Genomic DNA, 14,667 nt, shown 5'->3' on the forward strand with positions numbered 1-14,667 from the left:
TCCGCCGAGCCGCCGGGCAAGCAGTTCACCGCCCGGGTCCTCGAGTACAAGCATGGTCTGGCCACCTTCGCGCACCAGTTCCAGCGGCCGAAGCGCCCAGGTGCCTTCCAGCTCGTCGGTCAAGCCATATTCGTGGGCGAAGCTATCAAGGATTGAATGTCGCGGATGCTCTGCGGCGGGCAGAGCGGCAAGCACGGCCTTACGTGTCCCGTCAGGATCGAGATGCCACCCCCGGCAGAAGACCCGTTCGCCGTCTTCCCATAGAAGCTGGCAACTGCCGTCATCTTCAGTGCCAAACCGAAAAGTTGGGGTCATTTGCGGGACTCCACCACCCAGGCCCTGTCCTTCCTGGCTGACCGCGCAATTTCGTCTTTAGATCGTCCACCCAAGTTGCCCGTATCAGCATATTATCACATCGCATGGGTTCATCCAGCACTTGTGCCCAAATTCAGCGCCAACAGATGCAGGCCGTCTTTGATTGGGCGTACCCGAGGAGCGGCGTGTAAGGGATGAAACGGAAATGCGGGTCGCCCCAGAAGACCGGCCCGAAAAGACTCCCCGTCGAACTCACGGATATCACGCGGGAACCTCGGGCTTTGGCGAGATGAGGGCGCAGGCCGGTTGTAAGGGCGAAGTGTCCGAGGAAATTGGTCGCGAACTGCATTTCGCAGCCCTCGGCGGACCGCTCGAGTTCGGGGAGCGCCATGATGCCCGCGTTGTTGACAAGGGCATGAAGCGGCTTTTCCCAATCGGCGACGAAGTTCCGGACGGATCGCAAATCCGCCAGGTCAAGCGGTCGCACGTCAATTTGCGGGTTCCCGGTTTGCTCGCGAATCGACCGGGCGACGTCTTCGGCCGCCTCTGGTCTGCGCGCCGCAACGGTCACCGCCGCGCCCGCGGATGCAAGGCTCCTCACGGTTTCGATCCCAAGGCCGCTGGCTCCGCCAGTCACGATCATGGTCTTTCCCGCCAAATCGACACCGGATAGGACTTCCGCTGCGGTCGATGAGAAGCCGAATGGTAGCGTGGTGGTCATGGTTATTCTTTCTTGTCGTTATTCATGGATAACTGTGCGAGAGGGGCGGGACGGCAGAGGCAGACCCGTCTGCCATCACAGGACCAATACGGGGCGGCCAACGGTTTCGCCCGCTTCCAGCGCGCGTTGCGCTTCGGCGATCCCGTCAAAGGACACCTCGGTCGATGTGCGGTTTCAGGCGACCACGATCTGCGAGTTCAGCGATTTCCTTCAAGGTAGCCGTCTGCCGAAGACGATGGCCATGGTTGCGGCTGATCTGCGGCAGTCCAATATTGACGAAGCTGATATCGAGGTTTTTCCATTCGGCAGGGCCGTTACCTTCGGCAGGCCACGCGGACACGACGGTGTTCACGAGCGTGCCGTAGGCGGCTGTATGGGCGAAGCTTCTGGCGAAGTTCTCCTGCCCGACAAAGTCGAAGACTACATCAGCGCCTGGCGAGCCTCTCATTGCTCCAGCGCTTCCTCAATGTTCTGCGTTCGATAGTTGATGATGAGGTCAGCGCCGAGCTTTCGAACGAGTCCAGCCTTGGCCTCGCTGGATACGGTTGTCGCGATCTTCGCTCCGATCGAAGCGAGATATTGTATCGCGATATGGCCGAGACCGCCTGCGCCGCCGTGGACGAGGACATGGTCGCCACTGCTGACCTGCCCCTTATCGAACACAGCCTCCCAGGCTGTCAGCCCGACAACAGGCAACGCCGCCGCCTCTGCGAAGCCCATGCTGGCGGGCTTGAACGTCACGTAATCGCCACGGACTACCTTATATTCGGCGTAGCTACCGGGGTTGCCGGCATAACCCCCGTCCACATACCAGACTTCATCGCCGGTCCGGACATTGGTCACTGCCGTGCCGGCTTCCACGACGATGCCGACACCGTCGATTCCGAGGATTGTCGGCAAAACAGTGTCATCACCCTCAATGTCGTACACCGCGCCATTTTTCCGGTTTTGCCAGTCGGCGGGGTTGATGCCCGCCGCCTTTACCTCAACGATGACGTCTTGCTCGTCGCGAAGCCCGGGGCGGGCTACGTCTCGAACCTGAAGGACCTCCGGTCCGCCCGGGCGCGTCACCACGAGAGCCCGCATTTTGTCAGACATCGCGACGCTCTCCGTGGCCCGATCCGATGATGTCCAGCACTCGGTGCAGATTCACGGCGTCTTCAAACGTGGGGGAGAGGTGGGTGCCATCCAGCATGTCCGATGCGATGCGTGAATACGCGATGCCGACGCTCTGGCTGAAACCATCCTCGATTCCGAGGCTATCGTAGGTCTTCGGCACCTCCAGCTCGTGCATCTGCTCGTCTCCCTGGGCACCCCGCACGGTAAACCCGCCCAATCCGACGTAACCGACAGGACTCGTCAGGATCAGGTCTCCCTTGGTGCCGTTGATCTCTATATGAAGGTTGGTTCCCCGCGAGAGCCCACCGCGGAAGTGAGCACTCAGGGCAGCGCCGTTCTCCAGCAGGCCGCTGACCACGATCTGGTCGGGTGCCGTGAACGGGACCTGCTCCCCGGTCTCCACCACGCGAACCATCGACCGGCTGTTTGAAAGCGCTCCGCCAACGGATTTAAGTCCGGACCCCAGCATGAAGAGCGTAGCGTCAAGAGTATGCGCAAACGGCACGTGCAACATCGAGGCTCCGTTCGCCATATCAAGCGTGTAGAGATAGGTCTCGTTGATCTCCTCGCCCCATATAATACCGGAGCCGAGGACGGACACAGACAACACCTCTCCGACGTAGCCGCCCTTGATCAAATCCCTGATTAAAGCGATTGCAGGAACGGAACGCGTCTGCAGCCCGATGGCCGTGAACGCGTTCTTCGTCTTTGAGAAGGCGTGCATTTTCTCGGCATCGGCGAGGTTCATCCCCAGTGGCCACTCAGAGAAAACCGCCTTGCCAGCCTCGAGGGCTTTTGTCACCAGCTCAAGATGATGCGGCACCTTCACCGTCACCACCACGAGGTCGACGTTCGGATCATTCACGAGTTCGTCGGTCGATGCGTGGCCTCTGTCTACCCCGAACCTCAGCGCCGACGCCTGCGCGATGTCTTTCTTGTTGTGGCTGACGGCCGTGATGCGGAATTGCGGCAGCGCCTTCAGGGCCGGGATGTGGGCAGTCGTTGCCCAACCCTTGTCCGGGTGTACGCCGATGATGCCGACTTTGATGGCATTGCCTGTCATGCCGCGTTCTCCTTCGGCTCGATTTCAAGGATAGTGCGGCGAAGCTCCAGGTGCGCCAACCGCCACTGTCTGTCTTCCAGCCGCCATGTTTCGTGATAGTGCCCGTAGCCGTGCATGGATGCGGGTCGGCCGTCTTTTCCATCCGGGAAGATCAGGTAGTCTTCCATCGACCAGACGGCGCTGATCTCACTTTCCGACACGATGTCGATCTCGTCGTTATGGACCTGATGGATCGACTTCACTCCTGAGAGATACGCCTTCGTGACGGTAACGAACTCGTCGGCGGCGTCGAATTGCGCCAGTAGGACGCCATCCTCTACGAAACGGATGGTTGGTTTGCGTGCGAAAAGCGCGGCGAACTCGACCCACTGATGGTGTCCACGTAACGGCAGTACCGAGCTTTGAGTGTCCGAATGGTTTCAGCTGGAGCGAGACGTTTCTGCAATTGGAATCTCCTTTTCGCGCCACCATATAGCGACGCACACCAAGAGCCTTCAGCCTCGATCGTCCCAAGTTTTGGCTCGATCGTCCATCATAGGAACATTTAGTTGGACCCCTTGAGCGACATCTTTTCTTCCATGCGTATCAGGAAGGCGAAGTTTACGACGCTTGATGCCACAGCACCTTGGGGCGTCATCTCGAACGGCGACCCTTCGATAAAATTCGTGCTCGTAGTGCGGGGAGCAGGGGTACTGACGACACGGGACAACTCAGACCCTGTGGCACTGCGAGCAGGCGACGTCTTCATTATGTTCGGAGACGAGCCATACCGCGTCTACGACCACGAGCGTTCGCGTGTCGATGACTGTCTTGATGTCGAGGCGCTCAGGGAAGGCAACCGTGGCGGCACGACGACGACATTCATCAGCGGCTTCTTCGAAATCGACAGGCTGGACGCCCGGCCGCTGCTCAATGTGTTGCCGGGGCTCCTCCATCTGAAGTCCGAGCAGAACCGAAGCCGTGCGTTCCAGGCGGTACTCGAGCTACTGGCAGCGGAAGCGGATGCGCCGGGGCTCGGATCGGACGCCGTCGTGAAACGGCTGTTCGAACTGCTCTTCGTTCACGCAGTCCGCGCCTATTCGGAGCAATGGGGGACCTCAAAGACAGGTTGGCTGGCCGCGGTCGCGGACAGAAACCTCGCGCTTGCGATCGAGGCGATGCACGCCACCCCCCAGACGCCATGGACCGTCGATCGGCTGGCGCAGAAGGCGGGCATGTCGCGATCCGCTTTCGCCGCCCGTTTCAAGGAGGTCGTCGGTCAAGCTCCGCTTGCCTACCTGACCGAATGGAGGATTTATCAAGCCGCCCGGCTGATAGAAGCCAACGACGACAAGATTGCTGTTATCGCGCGCCGGATCGGATACCGGTCCGAGGCTGCCTTCACCAAGGCGTTCAGAAAGGTGATGGGGCGCAATCCCAGCGAATACAGAAAAAGTCTAGGCGCTACCTCCGCCCAGATTTCTGTAGTTAGCGACGGAATGCGAGAAGCCGCGTAATTGCCTGCAACAAGGCTTGGCTGTTGAGCGGCTTGCGCATAAATACCCGGCGGTCGTCAGCGCCAGCGTAGCCCCTGTCTTCGATGTCGGTGCGTCCGGTCATTAATACCATGGCCATGCCGGGTTCGTGGCCGCGTACCGCCTGTTCCAGCTCGAACCCGTCCATGGTGTCCATTTTGATATCGGTGATAACGCAGTCAAACGCCGTAAGGTCGCCGCTGGTCAGGAAGGAGTACGGAGAGCGATAGGTTTTGGCCGCGTAGCCCACGGACTCCAGAAGCTCCCGCAATCCCTCTAAGACCCGCTTGTCATCGTCCACGATTGCAAAGGTATGGCTCGCCTGCGCTGTCATTTACTAATTTCCATGTCGGGAATGTGTAATCGGTATGCTGAGTTTGCCGGCGATCCGCACCAGGTCGGCGAGAGAATCCGCGTGCATCTTGCGCATCATGTTTCCTCTGTGAATCTGGAACGTGATCTCGCTGATGCCGAGTTTGGCCGCGCCTTGCTTGTTCATCAGTCCACTTACAACGAGCGGAAGAACGTCTCGTTCCCTCGCGGACAGACATTCGAGCTTCGCCTGGAGGTCCTGGAGCGCAGCGCGTTCCTGCCGAGCCACCCGGTCGCGATCGAGAGCTGTTTTGATCGAGGCGAGCAGGTCTCGCTCCCTAAACGGTTTCGGAAGGAAATCGACAGCGCCGAGTTTCATGGCGCGCACGGTCATCGGAATATCCCCATGCCCCGTTATGAAGATGATCGGCGGATGAGGGTTGTCCGACAGCTGCGCCTGAAGCTCGAACCCGTCGACGTCGGGAAGCCGAATGTCGAGGACAAGACAGGAAGGTGTGTCGGGTTTGGGTGCATCGAGATATTCGCGTCCGCTCGCGAACGTCAACACGTTCATTCGCCAGGCTTCCAGGAAGTCGGAAAGGCCGTCCCGGACCCGCTTGTCATCATCGACGACAAAAACGGCGTGATCTTCATTGTACATTGGGTTCTCCTTCGGCTGTAGGAAGGGAAAAACGGAACACGGTTCCCGAGGGCTCAGATGGAGCCGCCCACAGGGCTCCGGCGTGTGCCCTGACAATGCTCCGGCAAATCGACAGGCCGATCCCCATGCCGTTGTGCTTCGTGGTGTAGAAAGGTTCGAATATCTTCTCGGTATCGTGCAATCCGATGCCGCTATCCCGAATGTCTACGACCGCGTTCCCGCCGTCGAATTTCGTTCGGATTTCCAGCAGTCTGGCCGCCCCATTTAGGGTCGCCATCGCATCGAGGGCGTTCTGAATGAGGTTTACGAGCAGCTGCAGAATGAGGCCCCTGTCGAAAAGCACCTCGGGCAAGTCGTCTTGAAGTTCTATCCGCAGATCGCACCTCGACGCTGCAATACGCTCCCGAAGTAGAACGCAAGCCTCCTCGATGACGGCATTGAGATTGCCCGGCGATATCGCTCCCCCGGACTGGCGAAACAGCGCCTTGACCCTGGTGATAACTTCGGCGGCGTCGTTGGCCGCATCGGCGGCCTTCCTGGCGCTCTTCTTCGCGCGCTCGAAATTTGGAGGCGTGGCCTCGAGCCACTTTTCGGTCGCGCCGCTGTTGGTGACCACGGCTACCAGCGGCTGGTTGATCTCATGCGCGATGGACGCAGAAAGCTCCGCCAGACTTGCGGCGCGTGTGGCCAGCTCAAGCTGGTGCTGCGCTTTTTGCAACTGCGCCTGCGCTTGCGTTTCGTCCTCGACATCGACGATGACGCCGTACCACTGAACTAGCCGGCTTTGGCAGTCACGGAGGACACGCGCTCTGCAGTCGACAAGGTGATATCCGCCGTCGGCCAGACGGTGACGGTATTTCAGCGCGATCGGTTCGCCTGTTTTGAATGACTGCTCGAAACGGTTCTTGAGGGCCGGAGCGTCGGCCGGATGGACGAGGTTGCTGATCATCGGAGCGAATCCCGACCCGTTGGCTCCTCGCAGGGCCTCCAGCGTCACCCCGGAATATTTCATCAAGGGCTCGTTGAAGTAGGTTGGCTGGCCGTCGGGGCTGGCGCACCAGACGAATGCGGGTAGGGTGTCCAGCATCAATCTCAGCCGATCAGCGTTAGAACGCAGTTCCTCTTGCGTCTGGTGAAGTTCCTCGATGTCGACGTTGGTCCCGTACCACTGGATTATCTCGCCGTTCTCGCCGAGCAGCGGGGCCGCGGTTACCCTGTTCCAACGGTATGTCCCGTCATTGAACCGAAGGCGGCAGATCAGCGAGAGAGGCGTCTTCTGTTTGACGCAATCGGCCCATGTCGATTGGAAACCAGCCATGTCGTCGGCATGAACGACCCCGAAATTGTTGTCCCTGATTTGCTCCGTCGTCGCGCCGAGATATTCCAGTAGTTTGGGATTCTGATAGATTGGCTCACCGTTGGGAGCTCCGCACCATATCATCACGGGCATGGTATCAATGAGAGTGCGTAGCTGGCGCTCACTGTCGGCCAGCCGTTGCTCGGCTCTCCGTTTCTCGTCGACATCGATGGTGGTGCCATACCATCCCTGAATATCACCTCGTTCATTCAGATGGGGGCGTCCATATGCGTGGAACCAGTTGTAGTCGCCATCGGCCCGCCTGATGCGATGGACGGACTCGAAGGGCGTACCCGTCCTCATACTGGTGAGCCAAGCCTGAGTCACACGCTCTGAATCTTCAGGATGCACGGCCTCCAGGCCCGTGCGTCCGGTGGCGTTGAACTCGTCCGTGCTCTTGCCGACATAATCGACGACGCTCGGGTTGACGTAGACAAAATTTCCCTTGGCGTCGGTCGCCCAGCCAAGCCCCGGCATGCTTTCCACGATCAGTCTCGCGTCGACGAGATTCTGGTCGATAGTTGCCCGTTTCCGCCAGATGCTTACCAGCCAGAAAGCGCCGATCCCCGACAAAAGGAACGCCAAGGGTCGCGTGATCGAGCCTGTCCGCGCCTCGTAAACCAACAGGATCAGGGCGCATCCGACGATCAACAAAAGTGCAACCGCTGCCGCAGTCTGCCTGCGTTCGATGAACATAAGCGCGGCCACGACGATGAACAGTGCACCATAGGGTTCCTGTTCGAATGCTCCCAAAGCAGTTCCCGCGAAGCCCGTAGCAAGTGCAGGCGCGTATTGCCGTATTTCAATCCCCCTCACGACATTCTCCCGGTCCACGCCACTGAAGTTGCCGGAACCATACTTCGATCCCGAAGATCAAGCCAGACGGACCGCGAGACTAACGGAAACATATGATTGGCCGACCGGACTCTGCTGCATATCCTCTCCGAAATCGAAGCGTGATGGACGGACGGCCAAGAGTCACCGTCCTCGCCGTCCGATACGCCGCCCGATGGTTGGCAGAAGGATCGAGGCACATGACATCCGGTAACCCGATACACCTCCCGATTTCCCGCCGCACCGTGCTCGGAACTGCCGCTGGGGCCTTTGGAGCATCGTTATTGGGGTTTCCCGAACTGGCTCCGGTCCAGACCGCAAGCGCACAGTCGAGCCAACCATCAGCCGAGGAAAAGAAAATGGGCATGATTACCACGAAAGACGGGACGCAGATTTTCTACAAGGACTGGGGCAAGGGCCAGCCTGTGGTTTTCCACCACGGATGGCCGCTCAGCGGCGATGACTGGGACAACCAGATGCTCTTCTTCCTAAGCAAGGGATACAGAGTGATCGCGCACGACAGGCGCGGACATGGTCGGTCGACGCAGACCGCCATCGGCAACGATATGGACACCTACGCGGCCGACGTCGCGGAGCTGGCGGAGGCACTCGACCTGAGGAATGCGATCCACGTCGGTCACTCGACGGGAGGCGGTGAAGTTACCCGCTATGTCGCCCAGCATGGGAAAGGCAGAGTCGCCAAGGCCGTGATTATATCGGCGATCCCACCAGTCATGTTGAAATCCGACAGTAATCCGGGCGGCCTGCCGATCTCAGTGTTCGACGATCTGCGCGCCCAGCTCGCTGCCAACCGCGCGCAATTCTATCTCGACGTGCCAAGCGGCCCCTTCTACGGCTTTAACAGGAAGGATGCAAAGGTCTATCCGGGTTTGATCCAGAACTGGTGGCGGCAGGGAATGATCGGCGGCGCTGTCGCACATTACGAATGTATCAAGGTCTTTTCTGAAACGGACTTCACAGAGGACCTCAAGAAAATCGATGTCCCCGTACTCGTGATGCACGGCGACGACGACCAGATCGTTCCGATCGCGGACGCCGCACTCCTGTCGATCAAGCTGCTCAAGAACGGCACGCTGAAAGTCTACAAAGGCCTGCCGCACGGAATGTGCAGCACCCATCCGGATATTATCAACCCCGATCTGCTGGCATTTTTCCAGGCATGATCGTTCGGCGGACAAGCGGCTCCAGGTGAATCCCAAGCTCCCTGGAGCCGCTCCGCCTTTCCCAAAGGACATGCGATGACCCAGGATTTCAAGATTTCACGCCGCGGATTTTGCCTATGCTGCATGGCCGCCATGACCTTTGCCGCCACGGGAGGCTGGCTTAGCCCTCCTGAGGTCTTTGCTAAGGCACAGGGCATCGTCGACATGATCCGCGATGAAGCTGCGAAGGCACCGATCAAAATCCACAAGGCAAGAGCCGGCGTGTCGATCCTCGAGGGATCGGGCGGCAACATAGCCGTCCTGACCGGTGGTGATGGCAAGGTGCTGATCGACGGGGGCATAACCGCATCGCGTCCCAGAATACGCGATGCTTTGGCCGGCTTGGGCAAACAGCCCGTCCGTCATCTCATAAACACCCACTGGCACTTCGATCACACCGACGGAAACGAATGGCTGAACGGCGAAGGAGCGGCGATCCTCGCCCATGAAAACACAAAAGCACACCTAATGACGGTGCAGAAGGTCGAGGACTGGGACTTCGAATTTCCACGGCCGCCTCTCGCGGCTGTGCCCTCGGAGACCGTCGGTGACGAGATGTCTCTGGTATTGAACAAGTCGACGCTGATGCTCAAACACCATCCGAACGCCCATACGGACGGCGACATCTCGGTCGCGTTCGGCGAAGCCGACATCGTTCATACCGGTGACCTTTACTGGAACGGCATCTATCCGTTCATCGATTACTCCACAGGCGGCGGCATCGACGGCAAAATCAAGGCCGTGGAGGAAATCCTCTCGCGCGTCGGCGAGAAGACAATTGTCATCCCCGGTCACGGCCAGCCGCTCAGCAAGAAGTCGGAGCTTAGCGACTATCGAACGATGCTCGTCGATATCCGCGGGAACGTCGCCAAGCTCAAGTCGGAGGGCAAGCCGGTCGATGCGGTGATCGCCGCCAAGCCGACCGCGGCGTTCGACGCGAAGTGGGGGCAATTCGTTATCTCACCCGACTTTTTCGCACGTCTTGTCTACCACGGCGTTTGACGCCGCAACACGGAGCCATCCTATGCCGATGATCGACTGGAATGCCTATCACAGTCAGGTGCTTGCCGGCGTCGGCGAGCTGGCGGCCCTGAGCCCGGACGTAATCCGCGGTTATCAAGCGATCGGCGGAGCAGCCAGAAAAACCGACCTCCTCGGGTCGAAGGTCAACGAGCTGATCGCCTTGGCTGTCGCGGTTTCCCTGCGCTGCGACGGCTGCATCGTCGTCCATACGGAGGCCGCGCTCAAAGCGGGTGCGACACGAGAGGAAATCGCCGAAGCGCTCGGAACTGCGATCGGTGTCAACGCCGGGGCAGGTCTTGTCTACTCCACACGCGTGATGGATGCCTTTAAGGCTAAGACACAGGACAAACACGAAGCCTGACTCTCCGACGACAATGCTGCCCTGAAGGCGATGCTGATCGCGGCCCAAGCGCGTGAAGTCCGCAAGGATGAACGGATCGAGCGGCTGGAGAAGCTTGTCGCCGCTTTCAAGCAAGCCTCCTTCGGTCGCAAATCCGAGAAGGTGATCCGAGCAGTTCGATATCGCACTGGAGGACCTGGAAAGGCGATCCATGCCGAAGACGAGGCGGATAGCCCTTCGGGTAAACCACATGCGAAGCCGCGGACAGCTAATCGTGGCTCTCTTCCTGCTCACCTTCCGCGCATTGAGGAGATCATCGAGCCGGAAAGCCTTATCTGCGGCTGCTTGCATCGGCGAAGATGAGTTCGAGCGATTGGATGTGGTTCCAGCGCAGTTCCGCGTCATCGTCACCCGTCGCCCCAAATATGCTGGCCGTGCCTGTACGACGGTGTCGTGCAGGCTCTAGCCCCGGTACGACTAATCCAAGCTGGGTTGCCGACGGAGGCGACCATCGCATATGCGCTGGTATCCAAATAGGCCGACCATTTGTTGACCGGCGGGCCCAAATCATGGGCCGCCAGGGCATCGATCTCTACCGCTTGCCGATTGGGTCGGTCGGGCAGTTTTCGTCATCGACGCTAACCACGTGCGCGGGCCGTAATTTCCGCTAGGAGCGCGTCGATGTCGTCGAGAAGGTCGCCCTGGTCTTCCAGGCCGACACTTATCCGCAAGATCAGATCGTCTCCGGGCCAGCTGGTCGCAGATCTGTGCGCTTTGACCGGCATCGGCGCGACGAGGCTCCTGGTGCCGCCCCATGACGCTCCGATTGCAAAAGTCTTCAGGACATCCAGCGATGGCGGAACATGTCCCGCTACTCCAGGTGCGAAGACCACACCGAAAACCGCAGACGAACCAAGGAAGTCGCGCCGCCAGATCGGATTTCCAGGATCGGATGGTAAAGCGGGATGTATCACGCGTTGGACGATTTCTGACTTTTGAAGTCTTCCGATTAGAGACAGCGCCACTTCGCAAGCGTGCCGCATACGGACGCCGAGGGTCTCCATACCTCTCAACACCATCGAGGCGTCGTCCGGCGAAACAGAGATACCCAATCGTCCGAGCGTGGACCGGATCGGAGCGACAAGCTGCTCGTCGCGAACGGTCAGCGATCCCAATAACAGGTCCGAGTGGCCTGAGATATATTTGGTCAGCCCTTCTGTGACGATGTCGGCACCGAGGGAGAGGGGCTTGTAGTTGAGCGGCGTCGCCCAGGTATTGTCGCAGCCGACCAGTGCGCCGTGACGATGTGCCATCGCGGCAATCTCCGGCAGGTCCTGTACTTCCATTGTCGTGGAACCTGGAGATTCGCACCAGACGATTTTCGTTCGATCATTGATCCTGGTTTCAAGGTCGGTGAGATCGACAGGATTGTAGTAGCTCACTTCCACGCCGAAACGTGCGAGGTCCGTATTGGCGAAGTCGCGCATCGGCGGATAGGCGGAGTCGGTTATCAAGATGCCATCCCCAGCCTTGAGGAACGGCAGGACCGCGATTGTATTGGCGGCTTGCCCCGAGGGCACAAGAAACGTTCTCACCCCTTGCTCCAGCGCCGTCAGCTTAGCCTCGAGGGTTCGCGTGGTCGGTGTGCCGTAGAGCCCGTAACTGTATCCGTCCGGACCGCGATTTCCGCGGTTCGCATAGTGCTCGGCGTTGTCGAAAACGATTGTCGACGCCCGATGGACGCCGACGGCCAGCGCCTTGAAGCCTTCCGTGTTGACTTCGGGTGTCATGACACAGCGGGTGAGGTCTTTCATCGGTACTTCCTTCTTCGCCAGGCAGGCTCAGCTGCGGTCATCGGCCTCATACACAAGAGCGTCCGGTCGGGAAACGCCAAGCTACGAAAAAACGAGATTGCTGATCTCGATCGATATCAGTTCGCGCGCCGTGTCGGGCGTTAGGTCGGGACGTCGCGGATATCCGGTAAGTGTCGTCGGCATCCTCAAGCCGTGCACATCGACGTATTCCGTGACAAGCTCGGATACCGTAATGCCCGAGCCTCCATCGACGTGATAGTCGTGCCGCCGCAGGAGGAAATCGGAGTCGAAGAAGTAATCCTGCACACGAGCAGGCGTGGAAAGTTCGGGAGGGAATTCCGCCCTCAGGACCCGCCATTGACGACCTGCTTCGTTCCATGGGACGAGTTCGCTTATTTCCACCCCTCCAGTCGCCAGCATGAAGGGCGAGGTCAGCAGCGATCGCACGGTGGAGCACGTCATCAGGACGCCCGTCAGGGGGGCAAGGGGTGGCTTGAACTGCAGGTGCACGAGGCGGACATCTTCGAGGCTTGTAACCGCCGTGCCGTCCTTTCGAACAACGGACAGTCGGTTGCGGTCGAGGTCGCTTAGGCAGTCAATGCACCCAAGCGGTTCAACGATGACCCTGTTCCGGTGAATGATGACCGTTACTCGTGGGGATGTCCCGAGCGGACCGTCCTGGCAGAACGGACCTCTTATACTCGCCGTGGCATTCGCAACTCGACAACTGTTCCAGTTCGTCATGCCTCCATGCGCGGCGATGACCTTGTCGAGCAGTCTGTTCACTTTTCGCCCCCATTACCGCAGCCGCTCAGCTTGAGCGATGATGCCGTCCGAAGAGGGTACTCTTTTCCAGCGCGGCGGAAATAATATGTTCCATTAGTGCGCGAGGCGCAGGCGCAGATTGCAACCTTGCGCGTAAGCAAGATCTCCTCCCTCTAAATATATATATGATTTCCAGTCTTCTGAACTTGGCGCACTGTCCCGGAACACAATCCTCTCAGGAGACAGAATTATGCCGACGATGAAAGCCGCGGTCGTAGAGGCCGCCAACGCCCCCTTTAGGATAACCGACATCCCGCACCCGAAACCAGGAGGCGGCCAGGTTCTTGTCCGTGTGAAGGCAAGCGGCGTCAATCCCCTCGACACGAAAATCCGGGCCGGAGCTGCGGCTCATGCGAAGCAGGGCTTTCCCGCCATACTGGGGATCGACTTGGCTGGTGTCGTGGCTGAAGTGGGAGAGGGCGTCACACGCTTCTCGCCGGGTGACGAAGTTTACGGAATGACCGGCGGCGTCGGCGGTAACCAGGGGTCTCTCGCCGAATACGCTTCGGTCGACGAACGCCTGCTGGCGAAAAAACCCTCAAACATGTCAATGCGCGAAGCGGCCGCGCTCCCTCTTATCTTCATCACCGCATGGGAAGGTCTCGTTGACCGTGTCAACCTACGAGCAGGTCAAAGCCTCCTCGTGCTCGGTGCTGGTGGCGGCGTTGGACACATCGCTGTTCAGATCGGCGTGGCTCTCGGGGCGAAGGTGTTCGCGGTCGATTCAGCGCCCAAGGCTGAATACCTCAGCGGTCTCGGAGCGACTCCGATCGACTATGCGGTAGATGACGTCGAAAGCTATGTAGCGAAACATTCCGGCGGAAAAGGTTTCGATGTGGTCTACGACACAGTCGGCGGACCGGGACTGGACACCGCTTTCAAAGCCGTTGGCCGGTTCGGTCACGTCGTGAGCTGTCTTGGCTGGGGAACCCACGTCCTGGCTCCGCTGTCATTCAAGTCCGCAACCTACTCCGGCGTATTCACATTGATCCCCCTTCTAACAGCCGAGGGACGCGAGCATCACGGCGAGATCATGCGCGAGGCGACGAAGCTGGTGGAAGCGGGAAAGGTGTCGCCGAGGCTCGATCCAAGAAGATTTACCTTAGACACTGCCGCCAGCGCTCATGAACTGCTGGAGACCCGAAAAGCCAACGGTAAGCTCGTCATCGAGGTTCATTGACGGGGCGAAGGTCTGATTTTTGCCAACGGCTTCAGCTCCCCATTTGGAACCTGACTTCCTCCACCAACGCTGGCAATGCGCGGAGATGGATTCAATCAACGGCCGCTTATGAAGAGGTCACAACAATCGCGGTTGAAATTTCCTTGCCTTCGCGGCGGTAACTGTGCGGAACGCTAGAGTCAAAATATATAGCGTCTCCTGTATCCAGCGCTGCCTCCTTACCATCCACATTGACTATAAGGCGACCGCTGAGCACGTAGATGAACTCAGCGCTGCCATGTTGATGCGACTCTGACGGCGGCGAATCGACCGGGAACTCGGCGTAGAACGCCTCCATGCGGCGGTCAGAAGCGGGATAGTCCAGGC

15 protein-coding genes and 3 pseudogenes are annotated in these 14,667 nt (G+C 59.2%); 7 read left to right on the forward strand and 11 right to left on the reverse strand.

The annotated features are described in order from the left end of the window. The 5 genes and pseudogenes from ACPYOI_RS30445 to ACPYOI_RS30465 form a co-directional block, all read right to left on the reverse strand. A pseudogene (locus tag ACPYOI_RS30445) lies at positions 1–315 on the reverse strand (serine/threonine-protein kinase PknK); the annotation flags it as partial. A 145-nt stretch (positions 316–460) separates the two neighbouring features. Then, positions 461–958, reverse strand: a pseudogene (locus ACPYOI_RS30450) (SDR family NAD(P)-dependent oxidoreductase); the annotation flags it as partial. Between the two features lie 153 nt (positions 959–1,111). Beyond that, a pseudogene (locus ACPYOI_RS30455) lies at positions 1,112–2,134 on the reverse strand (zinc-binding dehydrogenase). Continuing rightward, positions 2,127–3,218 carry a Gfo/Idh/MocA family protein gene (locus tag ACPYOI_RS30460; protein WP_481423794.1) on the reverse strand — a complete coding sequence of 364 codons (1,092 nt, stop codon included), beginning with the start codon at positions 3,216–3,218 and terminating at the stop codon, positions 2,127–2,129. The pseudogene ACPYOI_RS30455 and the gene ACPYOI_RS30460 overlap by 8 nt, the downstream one beginning before the upstream one ends. Beyond that, on the reverse strand, positions 3,215–3,610 hold the full coding sequence (locus ACPYOI_RS30465; protein WP_481423802.1) for a nuclear transport factor 2 family protein: 396 nt from the start codon (positions 3,608–3,610) through the stop codon (positions 3,215–3,217). Before ACPYOI_RS30465 ends, ACPYOI_RS30460 begins: the two co-directional genes overlap by 4 nt. Before the next feature lie 156 nt (positions 3,611–3,766). Between ACPYOI_RS30465 and ACPYOI_RS30470 the strand changes: the two genes are divergently transcribed. Continuing rightward, positions 3,767–4,714 (forward strand): AraC family transcriptional regulator, encoded by a 948-nt coding sequence (locus tag ACPYOI_RS30470; protein WP_481423795.1) that lies wholly within the window; start codon positions 3,767–3,769, stop codon positions 4,712–4,714. Here ACPYOI_RS30470 and ACPYOI_RS30475 read toward each other — a convergent pair. From ACPYOI_RS30475 to ACPYOI_RS30485, 3 genes are read right to left on the reverse strand one after another with little or no spacing between them, the layout of a single operon-like run. Then, entirely contained in the window at positions 4,686–5,066 is a 381-nt protein-coding gene (locus tag ACPYOI_RS30475) for a response regulator transcription factor (protein WP_481423796.1), read from the reverse strand. The two genes, ACPYOI_RS30470 and ACPYOI_RS30475, sit on opposite strands and share 29 nt — an antisense overlap. A gap of 3 nt (positions 5,067–5,069) precedes the next feature. Then, entirely contained in the window at positions 5,070–5,705 is a 636-nt protein-coding gene (locus ACPYOI_RS30480; protein WP_481423797.1) for a response regulator transcription factor, read from the reverse strand. Beyond that, positions 5,695–7,758, reverse strand: coding sequence for a PAS domain-containing protein (locus tag ACPYOI_RS30485; RefSeq protein WP_481423803.1), 2,064 nt, complete (start codon positions 7,756–7,758; stop codon positions 5,695–5,697). The genes ACPYOI_RS30480 and ACPYOI_RS30485 overlap by 11 nt, the downstream gene beginning before the upstream one ends. Positions 7,759–8,255: 497 nt before the next feature. Here ACPYOI_RS30485 and ACPYOI_RS30490 point away from each other — a divergent pair, with 497 nt between their 5' ends. The 5 genes from ACPYOI_RS30490 (at position 8,256) to ACPYOI_RS30510 (ending at position 10,948) form a co-directional block, all read left to right on the forward strand. Next, a complete protein-coding gene (locus ACPYOI_RS30490; protein WP_481423798.1) occupies positions 8,256–9,080 on the forward strand; it encodes an alpha/beta fold hydrolase in 825 nt (274 codons plus the stop codon). A gap of 123 nt (positions 9,081–9,203) precedes the next feature. Next, positions 9,204–10,121 (forward strand): MBL fold metallo-hydrolase, encoded by a 918-nt coding sequence (locus ACPYOI_RS30495; protein ID WP_481419765.1) that lies wholly within the window; start codon positions 9,204–9,206, stop codon positions 10,119–10,121. Between the two features lie 22 nt (positions 10,122–10,143). Further along, the gene (locus ACPYOI_RS30500) at positions 10,144–10,503 is read left to right on the forward strand and encodes a carboxymuconolactone decarboxylase family protein (RefSeq protein WP_481419759.1); all 360 of its coding nucleotides are present in this window, start codon (positions 10,144–10,146) and stop codon (positions 10,501–10,503) included. Between the two features lie 30 nt (positions 10,504–10,533). After that, positions 10,534–10,845 (forward strand): transposase domain-containing protein, encoded by a 312-nt coding sequence (locus tag ACPYOI_RS30505; RefSeq protein ID WP_481419760.1) that lies wholly within the window; start codon positions 10,534–10,536, stop codon positions 10,843–10,845. Positions 10,846–10,861: 16 nt separating this feature from the next. Beyond that, entirely contained in the window at positions 10,862–10,948 is an 87-nt protein-coding gene (locus tag ACPYOI_RS30510) for a hypothetical protein (RefSeq protein WP_481419766.1), read from the forward strand. A gap of 172 nt (positions 10,949–11,120) precedes the next feature. Here the strand turns inward: ACPYOI_RS30510 and ACPYOI_RS30515 are convergent, their stop codons facing one another. After that, on the reverse strand, positions 11,121–12,296 hold the full coding sequence (locus ACPYOI_RS30515) for a trans-sulfuration enzyme family protein (protein ID WP_481423799.1): 1,176 nt from the start codon (positions 12,294–12,296) through the stop codon (positions 11,121–11,123). Positions 12,297–12,377: 81 nt separating this feature from the next. After that, on the reverse strand, positions 12,378–13,082 hold the full coding sequence (locus ACPYOI_RS30520; RefSeq protein ID WP_481423800.1) for a hypothetical protein: 705 nt from the start codon (positions 13,080–13,082) through the stop codon (positions 12,378–12,380). 229 nt (positions 13,083–13,311) lie between these two features. Here ACPYOI_RS30520 and ACPYOI_RS30525 point away from each other — a divergent pair, with 229 nt between their 5' ends. Continuing rightward, positions 13,312–14,301, forward strand: coding sequence for a zinc-dependent alcohol dehydrogenase family protein (locus ACPYOI_RS30525; RefSeq protein ID WP_481419763.1), 990 nt, complete (start codon positions 13,312–13,314; stop codon positions 14,299–14,301). Positions 14,302–14,407: 106 nt separating this feature from the next. Here ACPYOI_RS30525 and ACPYOI_RS30530 read toward each other — a convergent pair. Continuing rightward, positions 14,408–14,667: cupin domain-containing protein (locus tag ACPYOI_RS30530; protein WP_481423801.1), on the reverse strand; the 260-nt coding region annotated here is incomplete at its 5' end.

This window comes from Rhizobium sp. SVR5-2C (assembly GCF_056755115.1).

What these genes read in the sequence shown, in the direction of transcription:
- ACPYOI_RS30460 (WP_481423794.1), bottom strand. Translation starts at nt 3,218, where the DNA reads ATGACAGGCAATGCCATCAAAGTCGGCATCATCGGCGTACACCCGGAC.
- ACPYOI_RS30475 (WP_481423796.1), bottom strand. Translation starts at nt 5,066, where the DNA reads ATGACAGCGCAGGCGAGCCATACCTTTGCAATCGTGGACGATGACAAG.
- ACPYOI_RS30480 (WP_481423797.1), bottom strand. Translation starts at nt 5,705, where the DNA reads ATGTACAATGAAGATCACGCCGTTTTTGTCGTCGATGATGACAAGCGG.
- ACPYOI_RS30485 (WP_481423803.1), bottom strand. Translation starts at nt 7,758, where the DNA reads ATGTTCATCGAACGCAGGCAGACTGCGGCAGCGGTTGCACTTTTGTTG.
- ACPYOI_RS30490 (WP_481423798.1), top strand. Translation starts at nt 8,256, where the DNA reads ATGGGCATGATTACCACGAAAGACGGGACGCAGATTTTCTACAAGGAC.
- ACPYOI_RS30495 (WP_481419765.1), top strand. Translation starts at nt 9,204, where the DNA reads ATGGCCGCCATGACCTTTGCCGCCACGGGAGGCTGGCTTAGCCCTCCT.
- ACPYOI_RS30500 (WP_481419759.1), top strand. Translation starts at nt 10,144, where the DNA reads ATGCCGATGATCGACTGGAATGCCTATCACAGTCAGGTGCTTGCCGGC.
- ACPYOI_RS30505 (WP_481419760.1), top strand. Translation starts at nt 10,534, where the DNA reads ATGCTGATCGCGGCCCAAGCGCGTGAAGTCCGCAAGGATGAACGGATC.
- ACPYOI_RS30515 (WP_481423799.1), bottom strand. Translation starts at nt 12,296, where the DNA reads ATGAAAGACCTCACCCGCTGTGTCATGACACCCGAAGTCAACACGGAA.
- ACPYOI_RS30525 (WP_481419763.1), top strand. Translation starts at nt 13,312, where the DNA reads ATGCCGACGATGAAAGCCGCGGTCGTAGAGGCCGCCAACGCCCCCTTT.